At 50.7% G+C, this 13,894-nt stretch carries 13 protein-coding genes and 2 riboswitches; of the genes, 2 read left to right on the forward strand and 11 right to left on the reverse strand.

Annotated elements, in window-relative coordinates:
* Nucleotides 1-4 precede the first annotated feature (4 nt).
* The 6 genes from cbiB to NZD86_RS18150 are packed head-to-tail and all read right to left on the reverse strand — an operon-like array spanning nucleotide 5 to nucleotide 4,648.
* Complete coding sequence (gene cbiB, locus NZD86_RS18125; RefSeq protein ID WP_268043458.1) at nucleotides 5-970, reverse strand: adenosylcobinamide-phosphate synthase CbiB; 966 nt, start codon at nucleotides 968-970, stop codon at nucleotides 5-7.
* Complete coding sequence (locus NZD86_RS18130) at nucleotides 967-1,668, reverse strand: adenosylcobinamide amidohydrolase (RefSeq protein ID WP_268043460.1); 702 nt, start codon at nucleotides 1,666-1,668, stop codon at nucleotides 967-969. The genes cbiB and NZD86_RS18130 overlap by 4 nt, the downstream gene beginning before the upstream one ends.
* Nucleotides 1,668-2,285, reverse strand: a complete 618-nt coding sequence (gene thiE / locus NZD86_RS18135; protein WP_268043461.1) for a thiamine phosphate synthase — start codon at nucleotides 2,283-2,285, stop codon at nucleotides 1,668-1,670. Before thiE ends, NZD86_RS18130 begins: the two co-directional genes overlap by 1 nt.
* Entirely contained in the window at nucleotides 2,278-3,099 is an 822-nt protein-coding gene (thiM, locus tag NZD86_RS18140) for a hydroxyethylthiazole kinase (protein WP_268043462.1), read from the reverse strand. Before thiM ends, thiE begins: the two co-directional genes overlap by 8 nt.
* A gap of 30 nt (nucleotides 3,100-3,129) precedes the next feature.
* Complete coding sequence (thiD, locus tag NZD86_RS18145) at nucleotides 3,130-4,059, reverse strand: bifunctional hydroxymethylpyrimidine kinase/phosphomethylpyrimidine kinase (protein ID WP_268046930.1); 930 nt, start codon at nucleotides 4,057-4,059, stop codon at nucleotides 3,130-3,132.
* A gap of 40 nt (nucleotides 4,060-4,099) precedes the next feature.
* Nucleotides 4,100-4,648: an ECF transporter S component gene (locus NZD86_RS18150; RefSeq protein ID WP_268043463.1), complete on the reverse strand. Its 549-nt coding sequence runs from the start codon at nucleotides 4,646-4,648 to the stop codon at nucleotides 4,100-4,102.
* Nucleotides 4,649-4,746: 98 nt separating this feature from the next.
* A riboswitch (TPP riboswitch) is annotated at nucleotides 4,747-4,845 on the reverse strand.
* A gap of 150 nt (nucleotides 4,846-4,995) precedes the next feature.
* Nucleotides 4,996-5,075: riboswitch (ZMP/ZTP riboswitch) on the forward strand.
* 66 nt (nucleotides 5,076-5,141) lie between these two features.
* Between NZD86_RS18150 and purT the strand changes: the two genes are divergently transcribed.
* Nucleotides 5,142-6,320 (forward strand): formate-dependent phosphoribosylglycinamide formyltransferase, encoded by a 1,179-nt coding sequence (purT, locus tag NZD86_RS18155; RefSeq protein WP_268046932.1) that lies wholly within the window; start codon nucleotides 5,142-5,144, stop codon nucleotides 6,318-6,320.
* Nucleotides 6,321-7,345: 1,025 nt separating this feature from the next.
* On the opposite strand, the gene NZD86_RS18160 is transcribed toward purT, so the two are convergent.
* Both NZD86_RS18160 and NZD86_RS18165 read right to left on the reverse strand, forming a co-directional pair.
* Nucleotides 7,346-8,032 carry a YukJ family protein gene (locus NZD86_RS18160; RefSeq protein WP_268043464.1) on the reverse strand — a complete coding sequence of 229 codons (687 nt, stop codon included), beginning with the start codon at nucleotides 8,030-8,032 and terminating at the stop codon, nucleotides 7,346-7,348.
* Between the two features lie 140 nt (nucleotides 8,033-8,172).
* Entirely contained in the window at nucleotides 8,173-9,630 is a 1,458-nt protein-coding gene (locus NZD86_RS18165; protein ID WP_268043465.1) for a metallophosphoesterase family protein, read from the reverse strand.
* 186 nt (nucleotides 9,631-9,816) lie between these two features.
* Between NZD86_RS18165 and NZD86_RS18170 the strand changes: the two genes are divergently transcribed.
* Nucleotides 9,817-10,158: a cupin domain-containing protein gene (locus NZD86_RS18170; RefSeq protein ID WP_268043466.1), complete on the forward strand. Its 342-nt coding sequence runs from the start codon at nucleotides 9,817-9,819 to the stop codon at nucleotides 10,156-10,158.
* A gap of 29 nt (nucleotides 10,159-10,187) precedes the next feature.
* On the opposite strand, the gene NZD86_RS18175 is transcribed toward NZD86_RS18170, so the two are convergent.
* The 3 genes from NZD86_RS18175 to NZD86_RS18185 form a co-directional block, all read right to left on the reverse strand.
* A complete protein-coding gene (locus NZD86_RS18175) occupies nucleotides 10,188-11,315 on the reverse strand; it encodes a YhgE/Pip domain-containing protein (protein WP_268043467.1) in 1,128 nt (375 codons plus the stop codon).
* A gap of 822 nt (nucleotides 11,316-12,137) precedes the next feature.
* Nucleotides 12,138-12,632, reverse strand: a complete 495-nt coding sequence (locus NZD86_RS18180) for a dihydrofolate reductase (protein ID WP_326492592.1) — start codon at nucleotides 12,630-12,632, stop codon at nucleotides 12,138-12,140.
* Nucleotides 12,633-12,697: 65 nt separating this feature from the next.
* Entirely contained in the window at nucleotides 12,698-13,768 is a 1,071-nt protein-coding gene (locus tag NZD86_RS18185) for a BMP family lipoprotein (protein WP_268043468.1), read from the reverse strand.
* Nucleotides 13,769-13,894: the final 126 nt, after the last annotated feature.

Below are 13,894 nucleotides of genomic sequence, written 5' to 3' on the forward strand. Positions count from 1 at the left end.
GTTTCTAATACGCCAAAGATTCCGACACCAAGAACAAGACGACTAATATCACGATCAAAACGACGCCTAAGACGTTGACAACCCGGATTGCACGGATCATTTGCCTGTCTGACAATGGCTGCAACGGCTCGCCCATGGTTGCACGAAACGACGGGATCCCACCATAGTAGTTCAGTCCGCCGAGCATTACGCCAAGCCCCCCTGCCATCATGGATTCCGGGATGCCGCTGTTGGGACTCGGATGTTTGCGAGCGTCTTGTCGCATCGTGCGGTAAGCGCGCCGGGGGTCTTGCTTGGTGATCCACAGTACCAAGACAAGAAGCAAAATGGTGATTCTCGCAGGGATATAATTCAATACGTCGTCCACTCGTGCGGAGCACCATCCGAACTCACGATACCGTTCATTTTTGTAGCCGACCATCGAATCAAGCGTATTTGCAGCCCGGTAGAGGAGTGCAAGTGGTGTACCTCCAATACAAGCAAAAAACACAGGAGAGATAATCGCATCCACAATATTCTCCGCAAGGGTCTCCACCGTTGCTCGTGCGACTTCCTCTTCAGAGAGATGCTGTGTATCCCTACCTACAATCTTACCGACCTCACTCCGTACTGCCTCGATCCCGCCAACCTGCAGTTGGACAAGTACTGCCCGTCCTGCATCCATGAGCCCCTTCCAGGCTATCGTGGTGGACACTAGAAAGACGTTCACAGCGACCCACAGCCACTCATTATGACGATGGAGCCATCCGAGTCCCAGCCACGGGATGAAATACGCGAGAAACAGCGTCGTGACGGTGAGAACGACGCCATAGATGCGTTTTCTCAGCGGACCGAACGTACTTCGATTGAGGTGCCTATCTAGCAAAGCAATCCATTTTCCAAAGAGAATCACTGGATGAGGGATAACGCGCGGATCACCAATTAATCGATCCAGCATCAGCGCCACAGCTGCGATACCAAAGTTGATCATAAGACACCTACATCTGCCTTGACACGTGCAAGATAGCGGCGCCCCGACTCGCAGATGGCGCCGTACACCGCTCGACTCACGTCCCGGCCGAACTGGGTCGCGAGCCCTGCATACGCGATGGTCTCCTTGGAGCGGCCCGTTGAAGCGACGACCAATGCGTCGGTCGTCGTCCCCGTCGCGATCGATCCGCTGGGAGAGCGGACACCGAGATCGGCAAGTGCAGCCGCTTTCGCTTCCGTGACACTGATCACCGTGCCGACAAGTGCATCATCCGTCATGGAACCATTGACGACGACGATGATGTTAATCGTGCCAGGCCGATCCGGCTGGTACATGTCATCCGTCACTCTCGCGGCGTTGGCAAAACCCGTGGTAACACAACCGAAAATGTCATATTCCGGCTGCCGAACTTCAAACCATCCCGCATCGACGAGCAAAGCGGCAGTCATTAAGGCAGTTGCGTCCTCACCGTTGATTCCCAAGCGCCGTAATCGATCCTGCAAATCCTGCTGCGGTGACGGGTTGTCATAATCATGCGAAACCTTAAAGTTGACCACGTGGCGGCAGGGTCTGAGGCCTCCGCCGTGGACACCGGAACTCAAGAGTCTCATGCCGTCAACCGACTGAAAGTGAATATATTCGTCGGAACTAGAGACACGAAGACCACAGGCTTCCCAATAAGATGTCGAGATACTCATCATAGCTTTGTAAGTAGTCTCCCTGCTGCCAGTTTCGGGTCTGTAGCGCTCATAATGGCGGACATCACGGCGACACCGTGCGCCCCCGCACCGATAACTTCCGGCACGCGCTCGCTCGTGATCCCGCCGATGGCGACAAGCGGAACGTTTGTCGCCTGCGAAATACGACGGAGCTCTGCTAGACTGGTCATATCCGCGTCATCCTTCGAAGATGTTTGATAGATTGCTCCGATGCCAAGATAGTCCGCCCCATCTGCCTCAGCTTTGCGCGCTTCCTCAACATTAGCTGCGGAAACACCGATGATCTTGTTGCCAACCAGTTTCCTAGCATCTTTGCAGGAAATGTCGCTTTGGCCTACATGTACGCCATCTGCATCGGTTAAGAGGGCAACGTCGACGCGATCGTTGACAAAAAACAGTACGCCAAACTCCCTGGTCAATTTCCTTAGCGACCGCCCGAGTTCGACAAATTTACCACCATCGTCCGTCTTTCTCCTCAGTTGAACAGCAGTTACCCCGCCCATAATCGCCTGACGGACCACGGCGATCACGGACTCGGCATCCGGCCGGTCGTCAGTTACTAAATAGAGCCGCAGACTGTCTGCCAAGTTACTCATGCTCACTCACCAACTCCACGTGTGCCATGCGTTTCACCGTTTCACCGTCTATTTTATACAAAGAATCAAATAGACGAGCTTGAAACGTACCGGGGCCAGCCGATTCCTGTGCCGCGATCTCGGCCGCCACATTATACGTCGTCACTGCAGCCACGCAGGCTTCAGCATACACCTGTAGGTTGCTGTGCTTCGGAGCAACACCGACAAATGCACCAAGCAATGCCGTCAACATGCATCCAGATCCAGTGATGTGACTGAGCAGCGGATGGCCGTTCCCGAGTCTCCAAATCTGTTCGCCATCCGTGACGTAGTCCTCTACACCCGTCGCGATCATCACGACGCCCTGTTTTTTCGCGTATTCCTTCATCACCAACGGCAACGACTGATGAGAACCGAGCGAATCGACGCCTTTCACTTCTCCGGCCAAGCCTAAGAACACACTCATTTCCCCAGCGTTTCCACGGAGAACGGTGAGTTTGACATCCTCTGGGATATTCCCTGCGACTTCCGTGCGGTAAGGCGTGGCGCCGACGCCAACCGGATCGAAAATCACCGGCACGCCTGCATCGTTGGCAGCCTTCCCCGCTATCTTCATCGACCGAACAATATCCGACGTGAGTGTGCCCATGTTGAGCGACAATGCCTGTGCTATCCGGGCCATGTCGCCAACTTCTTCCGGGGCATACGCCATGACAGGTGAGGCGCCCATGGCCAAAAGTGCGTTCGCCGCAATATTGTTGACGACCAGATTGGTGATGTTGTGGACCAGGGGCCGATCCGCTCTTACCCGCTCTAACCAAAAATCAAATTTCATTCCCAATCCCTCCGCAAGATAAAGTCATCCTCATTGATCCAATCGCACCCAGGGCAAACCATCACACAGATATGCTCCTCCCGGTTCAACCGACGAGCCAAGCGGTACATTAGCGAAATGATCTGTGGGCCCATGTCCTTGGCCAACATCCCAATCTTTGGCACCCTCAATGGCTTGGAAAATGAATGCCTTTGCCACGGCGATCGCGTCTAAAACCGAATATCCACGCGCTAGCATAGATGTGATAGCGGCTGAATACGTGCAACCCGTTCCATGGGTTTTCCTCGTGTCAATCCGCTTCGTCAAAAAGTACGTATAGTCCCCATTGCAAAAAACAATGTCGACGGACACGGGATCGATAATATTTCTGCCCCAGGGCGTACTTGTGGATTGAAAGGGACTCATATGGCCCCCTTTGATGACGACCGTTTGAGCGCCTGCTTTCGCCAGTTGCTCTGCGGCCCTGTGGTACTCATCCCACGTTTCAAGCGGATGACCACACAGGACACTCGCCTCCGGAATGTTCGGCGTGATCACGTCCGCGCGAGGAACCAATCGCTCTCGCAGTGCATCAATTGCCTCCGGAGATATCAACGGGGCCCCGCCTTTCGCTACCATCACCGGATCGACAACAAGATAGGGAACCGCATGCTTCTCCAATCCGTCGACAACCGCGTGAATGATGGATTCATTGGCCAACATCCCCGTCTTGGCAGCGTCCGTGCCGATGTCGTCTAGGACGGAGTCCATTTGCATCTGTACGAACTCCGCATCGAGCTCATGGACACCTTGCACGCCTAACGTATTCTGAGCGGTTACCGCGGTTACGACCGACATCCCGTATACGCCGAACTGATGCATCGTCTTTAGATCAGCCTGGATCCCGGCTCCACCACCGCTGTCTGAACCAGCGATAGTCAATGCGCGCACCGTATGCCCATTTACAATTACTGCCTCCATTAAGCTCGCCTCTTCTACCAGTTGATTCTCGATCCCGCTGTTATCTCTTGGCAATCGCAAAATTGCGCAGAACACCCGTACGCTTCAATGCATCGCCGATCCACTTGGGCAACAATCCGCCAAACACGGCACCGCTAATCATGGTAATGATGGTGTAAAGGGCGATGATCGAGGACGTATACGTATGTCCGTTGTATTGGAAATACCACTGGATGCTGAATCCGACTCCGGCGAGTGCTCCGGAGAGCATCATGATGGACCAGTGATATTTGCGCCAGCCAAACAGCATAAACGCAATTTCCGCACCGATACCCTGCAGCACCCCGGATAACAATCCACCTAATCCCCAGTTTCCGCCGAGCATGAGCTCAACAATAGCCGCAACGATCTCGGCAATCAGAGCCGCGCCCGGCCGCCTAAAGATATACGGTACGAGTCCGGCAGCAAGCCACCAAAGTCCGTTGATGGCACCTTGTCCGGGCACCCAGGCGATGGTGATGAGTGGTGAAATAACATCCCAAATGCGGTATATCCCACCGCACACCACCGACAAAATCACCATCGTAACAACTTCCCGCAGTTTCCACATCGAATGACGACTCCCCTTTGAAACATGCAACTTAGCAACATACAAGTCCGTTGAACGCAAAAAAAACCTCGTTCAACGTTGAAAACGCGAAGAGGTTTGCTAAGTCGATGGCACTTCCCCACGCTGGTATTACCCAGATCGGGTGCAAGGGTTAGCTACATCGCTTCTCAGCCTAAACGGCACCCCTAGCGCCTCTCACGATATTCATATGTACCCTATTCTAGCAGGTGGACGACGTACGTCAAATGACGACCGACCTGTTTGCAAGTGAAATAAATGACACGGTTAAAGACCTTGTCGACTTGAGGTTTAGTATGGTACTCTTCACTCGAAATTAAAATGTCATAGCACGGTTACATGACTGGCGGATCCGTGGGCTACCACAAGGGAATGTAATCGTTTATCGCCGACCGCCTGGGCATTCTAAAACGAACCCCAGGCGGTCTTTATATTGCGTCGGGGGGATTGTGACGAAAGGAAGATACTCATGACAATGTACGGTCCTCCACTTTCTCAAAACGCAAAGAAAATCATGTTGCTCGGATCAGGTGAACTAGGTAAGGAAGTGATCATCGAAGCCCAACGACTTGGGGTCGAAACGATAGCCGTAGACAGATATGAAGGTGCTCCGGCCATGCACGTGGCTCACCGCTCTCACGTCATTGACATGCTCGATTCAGCCCAGCTCCGCTCGGTCATCGAACGTGAGCGCCCAGACTTAATCGTACCTGAGATCGAAGCTATCTCCACATCCACCCTGCTGGAGCTTGAGCAAGAGGGTTTTCGAGTCATTCCAACTGCAAACGCGACGAGACTGACCATGGACAGAGAGGGTATCCGTCGCCTCGCCGCGGAAGAACTCGGTCTTCCGACAGCCAAGTACGAGTTTGCCAACAGCCTCAGTGAACTACGAGAAGCCGTCGCGAAAATTGGAACCCCATGCGTGATCAAACCCCTCATGAGCTCGTCGGGAAAAGGACAGAGTGTTTGCAGATCCATCGACGAAGTCGAACAGTCATGGACCCACGCCGTCCAGAGCGGTCGCGTGAAAAACACGCGGGTCATCGTCGAAGAGTTCATCCCGTTTGATTCGGAGATCACACTTCTCACGGTACGATCCGTCTCCGGAACCAGCTTCTGTCCCCCCATCGGACACGTTCAAAAGAACGGCGACTACATTGAGTCGTGGCAACCGCACAACGTGACAGACGACCAGCGTCGGCAAGCGGAGGATATAGCCAAAACACTGACAGACGCGCTAGGCGGCTACGGCGTGTTCGGTGTCGAACTTTTCATCACCCCAAACAAGGTGTACTTCAGTGAAGTCTCCCCCCGCCCGCACGATACGGGCCTAGTCACTTTGGTAACACAGGACCTGTCCGAGTTTGCCTTGCACGTCAGGGCCATTTTGGGGTTCCCCATACCATCCATAACACTCCTCAGTCCAGGGGCAAGTCACGCAATTAAGTCTACTGTGGATACGGACCGTTACGAAATTGCCGGACTGGAATCAGCTTTGGCCATTCCACGAACACAAGTTCGGTTCTTCGGCAAACCAAATTCCACGATTGGACGCCGGCTGGCCGTGACATTGACTGCGGCTGACAACGTTGAAGTCGCGCGTAAGTTCGCGGCAGAGGCGGCGTCGGGAATAGAGATTCGCAACGCGTAACAGGTCGGCAGGTGTGGGTTGAACAAACGCGGACACACTGGTGGGCGGTATTCGAACGCTGATGTCATTCGAACGCATCAAGCGGGACGCGCGGCGGGGCCTCTGGGTCCGTGGGGTCCGTGGGGTCCTAGAATAGCGGAACGCCATTCCCTCGTTAGCAGGCTTCAATCTCCTGCGAGTGTAGAGTTACAAAACAAATGTATCGTGTGACGAAGCAGTAGTATCCTGTAACAAAACAAAGGTATCCTGACAGGCCACCAGGTCGATATACTTCTGAGCTGGTCGCTGTGGAAACGTAGAGGAAAAAGGGGCACAGGGTAGCCCATGGGGAATGTATAATCATTCATTTTCCTTGTGTTACCCTTATGTCAGTATCGGTTCGTCCAATAAGGATTTACAAGGATTACACCCTTTGGATGTGGAATACATATCCAAAGGGGAGGCTATATACTGCCAAAACGGATCTCTATACGCAGCATTGTTGTCATTCTTGTACTGCTTGTCATATTTTTAGTAGTTTTGGGAGAACAAATTAGTTACCAATTTTGGTAATGTTACTATATCGGAGAGAGATTAAACGAAATACTACAAAATATGCGGAAGTAGGCAATCCGCCCAGCCTATAATCGTAACCGAGGCTGGAATTATTAATGCAATAGATAATGGATGAGCCAATTTTTGAAACAATATAGGTGTATAATCGAAGAACTTCTTAAGCTCGCGCTTGGATGATTATGCAACAAGCGGTCGGAGCGCATTGTGCAGCTTTCGGGCAGCGACAGAAGAACATCTCGATTACAATAGTAGACCGCTTCCTGAATGTACTGCGAAGCGGTCCTAAGGTTACTGAAAATTGTCATGAGGGGCACAAATTATTATTCTCGGTGATTCTTGTATTTAAAATCAAGAATGATTAGGAGGGCCTTCTGATTACCGGTTACATCTAGCTGTATACTATCTGTAAAACGGAGCCTCATTGGTGCATACCTGGACACCATTCCTTGATTATTGCCCACTGATCAACCTTATTCCAGTGTCTCTCCGCCATGTTGGTCTGCCCAGGAGGGTCCAGTTGGGTTTCCTTGATCGTCCGTCTGAAACGCTTGCGTTTGGAAGGCAAGGAACGTAGCGACCCATCGTTCATCCGTAGGGAAGTAAACCAATAGACCGCCATCTTGGTACGTGCCGTTATCACTTTCGTATGGGGACCCGTTTCCCTGGTTCATATGGATATCATGAATCCCTTGTGTCGGTAGGTTTTCACGCCGTTCCTGTGCAGCGGAACGCGACTTATCATTAAAATATTGACCGAACGCGAAGACGGACGCGTTGCTCGTTTGTGCGGATGAGACAACGGTACCGATAAACGCGTCGAGGTCGTTTTGTGAAGGCCCATCCATAGGCAACGGTTTCATCTTGGAGGTGTCAAACAGGGACTCCCTTAGATAATCCAGAGCACCGGAATTTGCGTTACTCTTCAGCGGTGTGAACCCTGGAGTGAGAGACAGGAGGTTCTGTGTCATGTCATTCTGGAAATTCTCGTTTGCATAGTACAACACTTCCGATCCGTCACGCGATAGCACATTGACATCAACTTGATACCCCTGATTGCTGTTATCCGCCAAAGTAATTCTGAAATGGGGAGACTGGGTTAAGCCGGGTGCATACTGTACAACTTGCCCACGAATGACACCGTAGTTTTGGATAGACATGAATATTTCACCTCTCAAATGAATTTACTGTCTCTGTTCATACACTTCTGTAACACACGCGTTTTCCCGACGGCTAATCAGTATGAGTCATGCCATTTGTCCCCTCTAATCACCACATGGGCGTTATTGACTTGCAATGCTCATTGGCAGTGGGAAGGGTAGATATACTCGGTATACAACTCTTTCAGCGTGCAATTCTTCGGTTGCGTTTGTCCCCATGAGGGGAACATGTAGTAAGTACAGCGCATCGGGTCTCTACTGTTTTTCCTTGAAAAATCTAAGATAGCAAATGCATGATTAAAATAGCCCGGATCTTCGAATGACGGCGAGACGCGCCAATTCGTATCGGTGTTGATATACGGAACATGTTCTGCGTAAGAACTATCAACAGGTGCATATGGGTCACCATTTTCCTCGTATGCGGAGCAACCGATTAATCGACCTTTTGACAAGTTGTATGTCCCGTCTTTAAACAGCGCTAAGTTGTGTTCGTGTCCCCAAAACCAAACAGCGATTTGATCGAAATATACACGAAACGTATTTAGAAGATGGTCATTTAACCAAGGCTCCGTGGAATCATCTCGCAGCTTGTTGTGTTGAGAAAACAGCTGATGGTGAGAAAGAAGAATGGTTGTACCCTGAAAGCGTTTCGGATTTAACTTATCGTAGTGCCATTCGACTTCAGACTCGTCAAGGTATGAAGGTACAGGATGAGCGGGGCGGTCTTGAAAGACGGAGCGACCATGTAATCCTGTATCCATACCCAAGAACTGCCACATACCGTCTTGTGTCCGCAAACAAAAATAACTTGCTTCTTGATGCCACCCCTCAAGGTCTGGGTGATGATTCAGATTGAGTGCTTGTTCGTATAATCCTTTAGCGCCGGCATAGTAATCATGATTTCCGGGAATAGAAAAGACAGGAACGCGTTTGTCCATGTGGCCCATGGCTTGTTCAAAAATGTCTACAATGTGGTGCTGGAATTCCGCATCAGTACCTGAATAGTAGACGTCACCCAAATGAATGATTGCATCAACATTTTCGTTCAGCATCGCCTCAACGAGTTTAAGGGCGTCTTCCATACCGGTACCCCAGTCTCCAATAATACCAACTCGGGCGTCGTTTTTTAGCCGATTATGAATAACGGAATAATTCGGATTTTCCTTGCCTTCTACTCTCCAATTGTTGTAATGGGGTTTCTTGCCGAGCCCATAGTACTCCATATACCTAACGATGCACTTAGACCAATCTGGATCTCTGTCCGAATACAGTCGGAACAGTTTGTCTTCAATTTCGTCTCGAATTTCCTTCGTTTTGTATATTTGTGCATTCGCAAGGGCGAACGTTAGATGAGAAACATGAACCTGCGGGTCGTTAAATCCAGGTAAGGACAACTGTGGGCTTAAGGGGTCTTTAGATGTAGCGGAACTTTGAACATGTCGTACGGCTGCCTGCACCATTGGATGATTGAGTACAGCGGCCTGATCACATTTGGTTTCAGAGCTTTGGTCCGAGTTCAAGGATTGTTTCGCAACGGCGTGAACGGCAGACAGCCAGAGAGACAAATTAGGATGAGAAACGGTGGTAAATCGCGTCATTGTAAGGCCCCCTAAATCTCCGCTACCCTTTGCGATAAATGAAATTATAACAGGTGATTGTAAATATTTTGTTAACTGACAGTGTTCAAACTCGTAATATAAACGGGCAGTACAATAGGGGTAAGCATGTAACCATCGTAGAGGTGAGGTGCTAAATACACGTCATCCACAACATTATGGAATATTATGGAGTGTACCGTCGTCGCACCTTTCCTTGAGAAACCTGCGATGCCGCAGGGGGAAAGTACGCCCTTGCCGGCGGAAACGGGGGCTCTGCGCGATGAATTGCTCAAGTGCCCGTACTTAGCCATAGAGAGGATTTCCATTGCACCAGGCCGCAGCCACAGCGTGGTGCCTCATGATAGCCCGAGTCTCGTCATTGGTGTTTCCGGAGAGGGGAGTATACGCTTGGAACCAAGCCGTCGGGAGGGCTTGAAGGCGGGCGATGCTTGGCTGCTGCCGTCCTCCGCGTCGTCCGTGGTCCTCGAATCGAAAGAGGAACTCTCCGTTCTTCGAATCACGTACTGAAGAGCGAATCAACGAGGTTTAGGACGAATTCACTCTTGCCTCCTGTCCTTCAACTCGGATATCAAAAAGCAGAGCAGCAGGCATACGATGGCGTAGACGAGGAGCGCTACGCCATCTCGAGTGACACTCGGACCACCGAGCACGATGTTCTGAACGCCTTCGACCGCGTACGGCATCGGTTGCACATACCCCAGAATGTTCACTAAGCGTGGAAGTATCATTCTGGGGATGGAGGCTCCCGAGTAAATGGCCTGAGCGATGAGCATGCCAATGTTGAACAGCAGTCCGTACATGCCGAAAAGCAGGGCCGGGATCTGCGTAAGAAACATATACGCAAATTCCGCGGTAGTCTGGAAGACCCATAACTGCAGAAAACCCTGGCGTATCGGTGTTCCCCACGCGGCCAGGTACGTGGAAGCGATGTACGCATAGACAAATGATGCGGCGACGCTGATAATCATGCGGGTTTGAAACCTTCGCCATTTGGCCAATTTGTCCCCTAGATCCCTGATGGCGTTGTTGAGGTTTAATTGTAAGATCATCGCCGAGACGTATCCCGCCATGCCGAACATCATCGGGGACATGATGTATCCCATATTCGACACCGGATAAAGGATATGGACGTCTGGAACGACACGATTCATCGATTGTTGCACTATAGTCTGCGCTCTGTTCCCGGGAACGTGCAGACCTTGCAGAATCCCCTGCAGCGCGCGCTTGGTTAATTCCTGGTTGAAATCCTCGGTGATTTGAGAAGCGGATTGCTGAGCCGTCATTGACGCCAACATCGGATTTGACTCGTTGATATAATAATCGAGATGCGCCTGCGTCTTGAGGTTCCGAACATCTTTAAAGAAGCCGTTCGGTATCTCGATAATCATGACGATTTTCCGCTGTTGCAGCTGCTCTATCGCCCGTGGCAGGGAATGCGCGGTTTGGACTTGGAAGGGAAGGTGCTTTTTCAGGTCGTTCTGCACTTGCGCGCTCATCGAGGTGTCCTGGTTGATAATCGCGACTTTCAGCTTGGACATTTGCGCAGGAACACTGCCAAACCCAATCATCCAGACCGTGATGAACAGAAACTGATAGAAGATCCCCATGACTAGAGCAAACCTCGTGAAGCGGTGTGTTAAGACCAAAATCAGTGCTTCCTTCAAAGCGAACCCCACTTCCTGAGCACGTACTCGTCAGCCGGCTTCCGACGCATTCTTGCAGTCACTTGAGCTAAATAGAATGACCAATGTGGATGACCTTGTTTCACAGGCCTAAGGAATCCGTGTCTATAATGTGCCCGACAGTTAGCCCGTATACCCGAGCACGGGGACGAAAGGAATGCCCATGTCCGCGAGTCCCGGACACCATGAACCACTTTGAGGTACGAAATGGACAGAGACTGGATTTAAGCTGACATTTATCCTGTTTGGACCGCTTTTCCAGTTCTTGATGTAACGTTGTGGGCAAGCGAAGTGTAAATTTACCGCTTTAATCTTCTTTGCCTTTCTGGGGTATGCTCACAAACGGACAAAATCGTACGTTAAGGTCAGTTTCTGTGGTACTAAAGGATCTACATGATACATCCGTTTTGTAAGTCCACAGCGAGTGCATAACGGAATCAGGTACCCTTGTTTGGTCATTTTCGGGGATCCGCCGGATGGTCATTGGGGATCTAAGGTCTCTTGGTATCTTACTTACTGTTGCGTAGAGGCGAACTCATGAACAAGGGAATACCGGTTCCTAAGCAACCCGGGGCCTGGGGCCTCCTGGGCCTCCGGTCTACCCGCGAAACAAACTAGATAAGACTTATAAACACGGGGATATCTATGTAAACGCAGAATGCAAGACCCGTATTGAGTAGACCTCAACACTCGAAACTAACGAAGGGTATACGCTTACTTTATCCAGTCATTTTCGTGGACCCTGACGCCTGACTGCACTGGTCCCGCCGCCAATACGTCAGTCCCCGAGACCTACGTTCTCCGCTACTTTCTCTCATACACGCAGAAGTCATGCGGGTACGGGTTTCTGCTGTCGACCGGCCCAGGCTGACAACTGATCATTTCCCAGTCTGCTTCGTCGTAGTAAAAATGGACATCTCCGTCAAAGCTGCGCCGGATAATCGTGAGATACATCTTGCTTGCATACGGCATCACTTGGGCAAAAACATTGGCCCCGCCAATGACAAATACCTCTTCCGCAACGTCCACAAAGTCTACTATCTCTGCAATGTCGTGAACGACCTCGCAGCCTCTCGGGGAAAATGTTCTGTCTCTTGTTAAAACTATATTTGTTCTCCCGCGCAGCGGTTTACCAATCGCCATGTACGTTCTCCGTCCCATGACAACTGTCTTGCCCATCGTTAGTTGCTTAAAGTATTTTAAATCGGATGGCAAATGCCATGGCAGCTTCCCATTTTCCCCAATCACGTGATTCTCGCTCATAGCCACAAGTAACGACAGCAGACTTGTTCCCTCCATACACAACACGGGTACAACAAACCAAAAAAACCACGGTGAGACAAGCCACCGTGGTTAATCTGAGATTACTTCTGAACCGTCGTCGACACTTTGATGGTTCCGTTGATAATGCTCTGTTTCAACTGATTGACCTCGGTCACAACACTTTGCGGGACACCTTTCATGGCGGGTGTAATGCCTACGCCATTACCCTGTAATCCAAACGTTTGAACGCCTGACTTGAACGTATTGTCTTTCACTGTCTGGATGACGTCAAACACGGACGTGTCGACACCTTTCGTAGCACTTGTGATAATGTTCTGTGGAGCTAAATAGCTCTGGTTTGTATCCACACCGATCGCATATTTGTTTGCACTCTTAACGGCGCTGATGACCCCTTGTCCGCATCCGCCAGCAACCGGGAAGAGAATATCGGCACCTTGCGACATCTGGTTTTGAGCATACTGGCTTCCTAGACTTTGGTCCGTAAAGCTATTTGTATACGCAAGAAGAACTTTCCCACTCGGGTCTTCTTTCTTAAAGCCCTGCTGGAACCCAGCAATGTAACTGTTAACCGGAGGGGCGGATTGACCCCCGATGACACCGACTACGTTCTGCTTATTTAAGTTCGGCAGCGCAGTCCCTTTCTCGAGGAGTCCTGCCATGGCACCTGCAAGATAGCCGGCATCTTGTGAGTTGTAAACAGCCGACACGACGTTCGGCCGATCCGTAATCGTATCATCAATAATCATAAAGTGCGTTTTCGGATATTGCTGTGCGACTTGCTCAACCGCATCATGCATGAGGTAGCCGACGGCAATGACCAAGTTGTATCCTTGACCCGCATACTTGCTCAAGTTCGGAATATAATCCGACTCGGACTGGGACTGTACGACACTTGGCCGAATACCCAGTTGCTGTTGTGCCTTCGTCACGCCGACATAAGCCAGGTGGTTGAATCCATTATCATTGAGCCCGCCAGTATCGGTGACTAGACCAACCTTGATTCCATTTCCCGTTGTCGACGCATTACCTGTCGCATTGCCGTTGTTGCCACCAGTTGTACCATTTGCACCACCCGGGTTATTCGGTCCACAACCGACAGCGAAGGTAGTCAAAGCTATTGCGGATGCAACTGCCGCAATTTTCTTTTTCACTTTCAAATCCCCCAATATATGCATTGAATTAATTAAATATGCTTTAACTTGATAAAGCACCACATCATCATTCGATATTCACTACGTTAACCCTCGTATAGGATTTGTCAGCTTGGTGAACTTTCA

The organism is Alicyclobacillus dauci (assembly GCF_026651605.1).
In the GTDB taxonomy this organism is placed as follows: Bacteria; Bacillota; Bacilli; order Alicyclobacillales; family Alicyclobacillaceae; genus Alicyclobacillus; species Alicyclobacillus dauci.

Bases quoted from the DNA above. Each gene is read 5' to 3' on its own strand.
- cbiB (WP_268043458.1), bottom strand. From the start codon at position 970: ATGATCAACTTTGGTATCGCAGCTGTGGCGCTGATGCTGGATCGATTA.
- NZD86_RS18130 (WP_268043460.1), bottom strand. From the start codon at position 1,668: ATGAGTATCTCGACATCTTATTGGGAAGCCTGTGGTCTTCGTGTCTCT.
- thiE (WP_268043461.1), bottom strand. From the start codon at position 2,285: ATGAGTAACTTGGCAGACAGTCTGCGGCTCTATTTAGTAACTGACGAC.
- thiM (WP_268043462.1), bottom strand. From the start codon at position 3,099: ATGAAATTTGATTTTTGGTTAGAGCGGGTAAGAGCGGATCGGCCCCTG.
- thiD (WP_268046930.1), bottom strand. From the start codon at position 4,059: ATGGAGGCAGTAATTGTAAATGGGCATACGGTGCGCGCATTGACTATC.
- NZD86_RS18150 (WP_268043463.1), bottom strand. From the start codon at position 4,648: ATGTGGAAACTGCGGGAAGTTGTTACGATGGTGATTTTGTCGGTGGTG.
- purT (WP_268046932.1), top strand. From the start codon at position 5,142: ATGTACGGTCCTCCACTTTCTCAAAACGCAAAGAAAATCATGTTGCTC.
- NZD86_RS18160 (WP_268043464.1), bottom strand. From the start codon at position 8,032: ATGTCTATCCAAAACTACGGTGTCATTCGTGGGCAAGTTGTACAGTAT.
- NZD86_RS18165 (WP_268043465.1), bottom strand. From the start codon at position 9,630: ATGACGCGATTTACCACCGTTTCTCATCCTAATTTGTCTCTCTGGCTG.
- NZD86_RS18170 (WP_268043466.1), top strand. From the start codon at position 9,817: ATGGAGTGTACCGTCGTCGCACCTTTCCTTGAGAAACCTGCGATGCCG.
- NZD86_RS18180 (WP_326492592.1), bottom strand. From the start codon at position 12,632: ATGGAGGGAACAAGTCTGCTGTCGTTACTTGTGGCTATGAGCGAGAAT.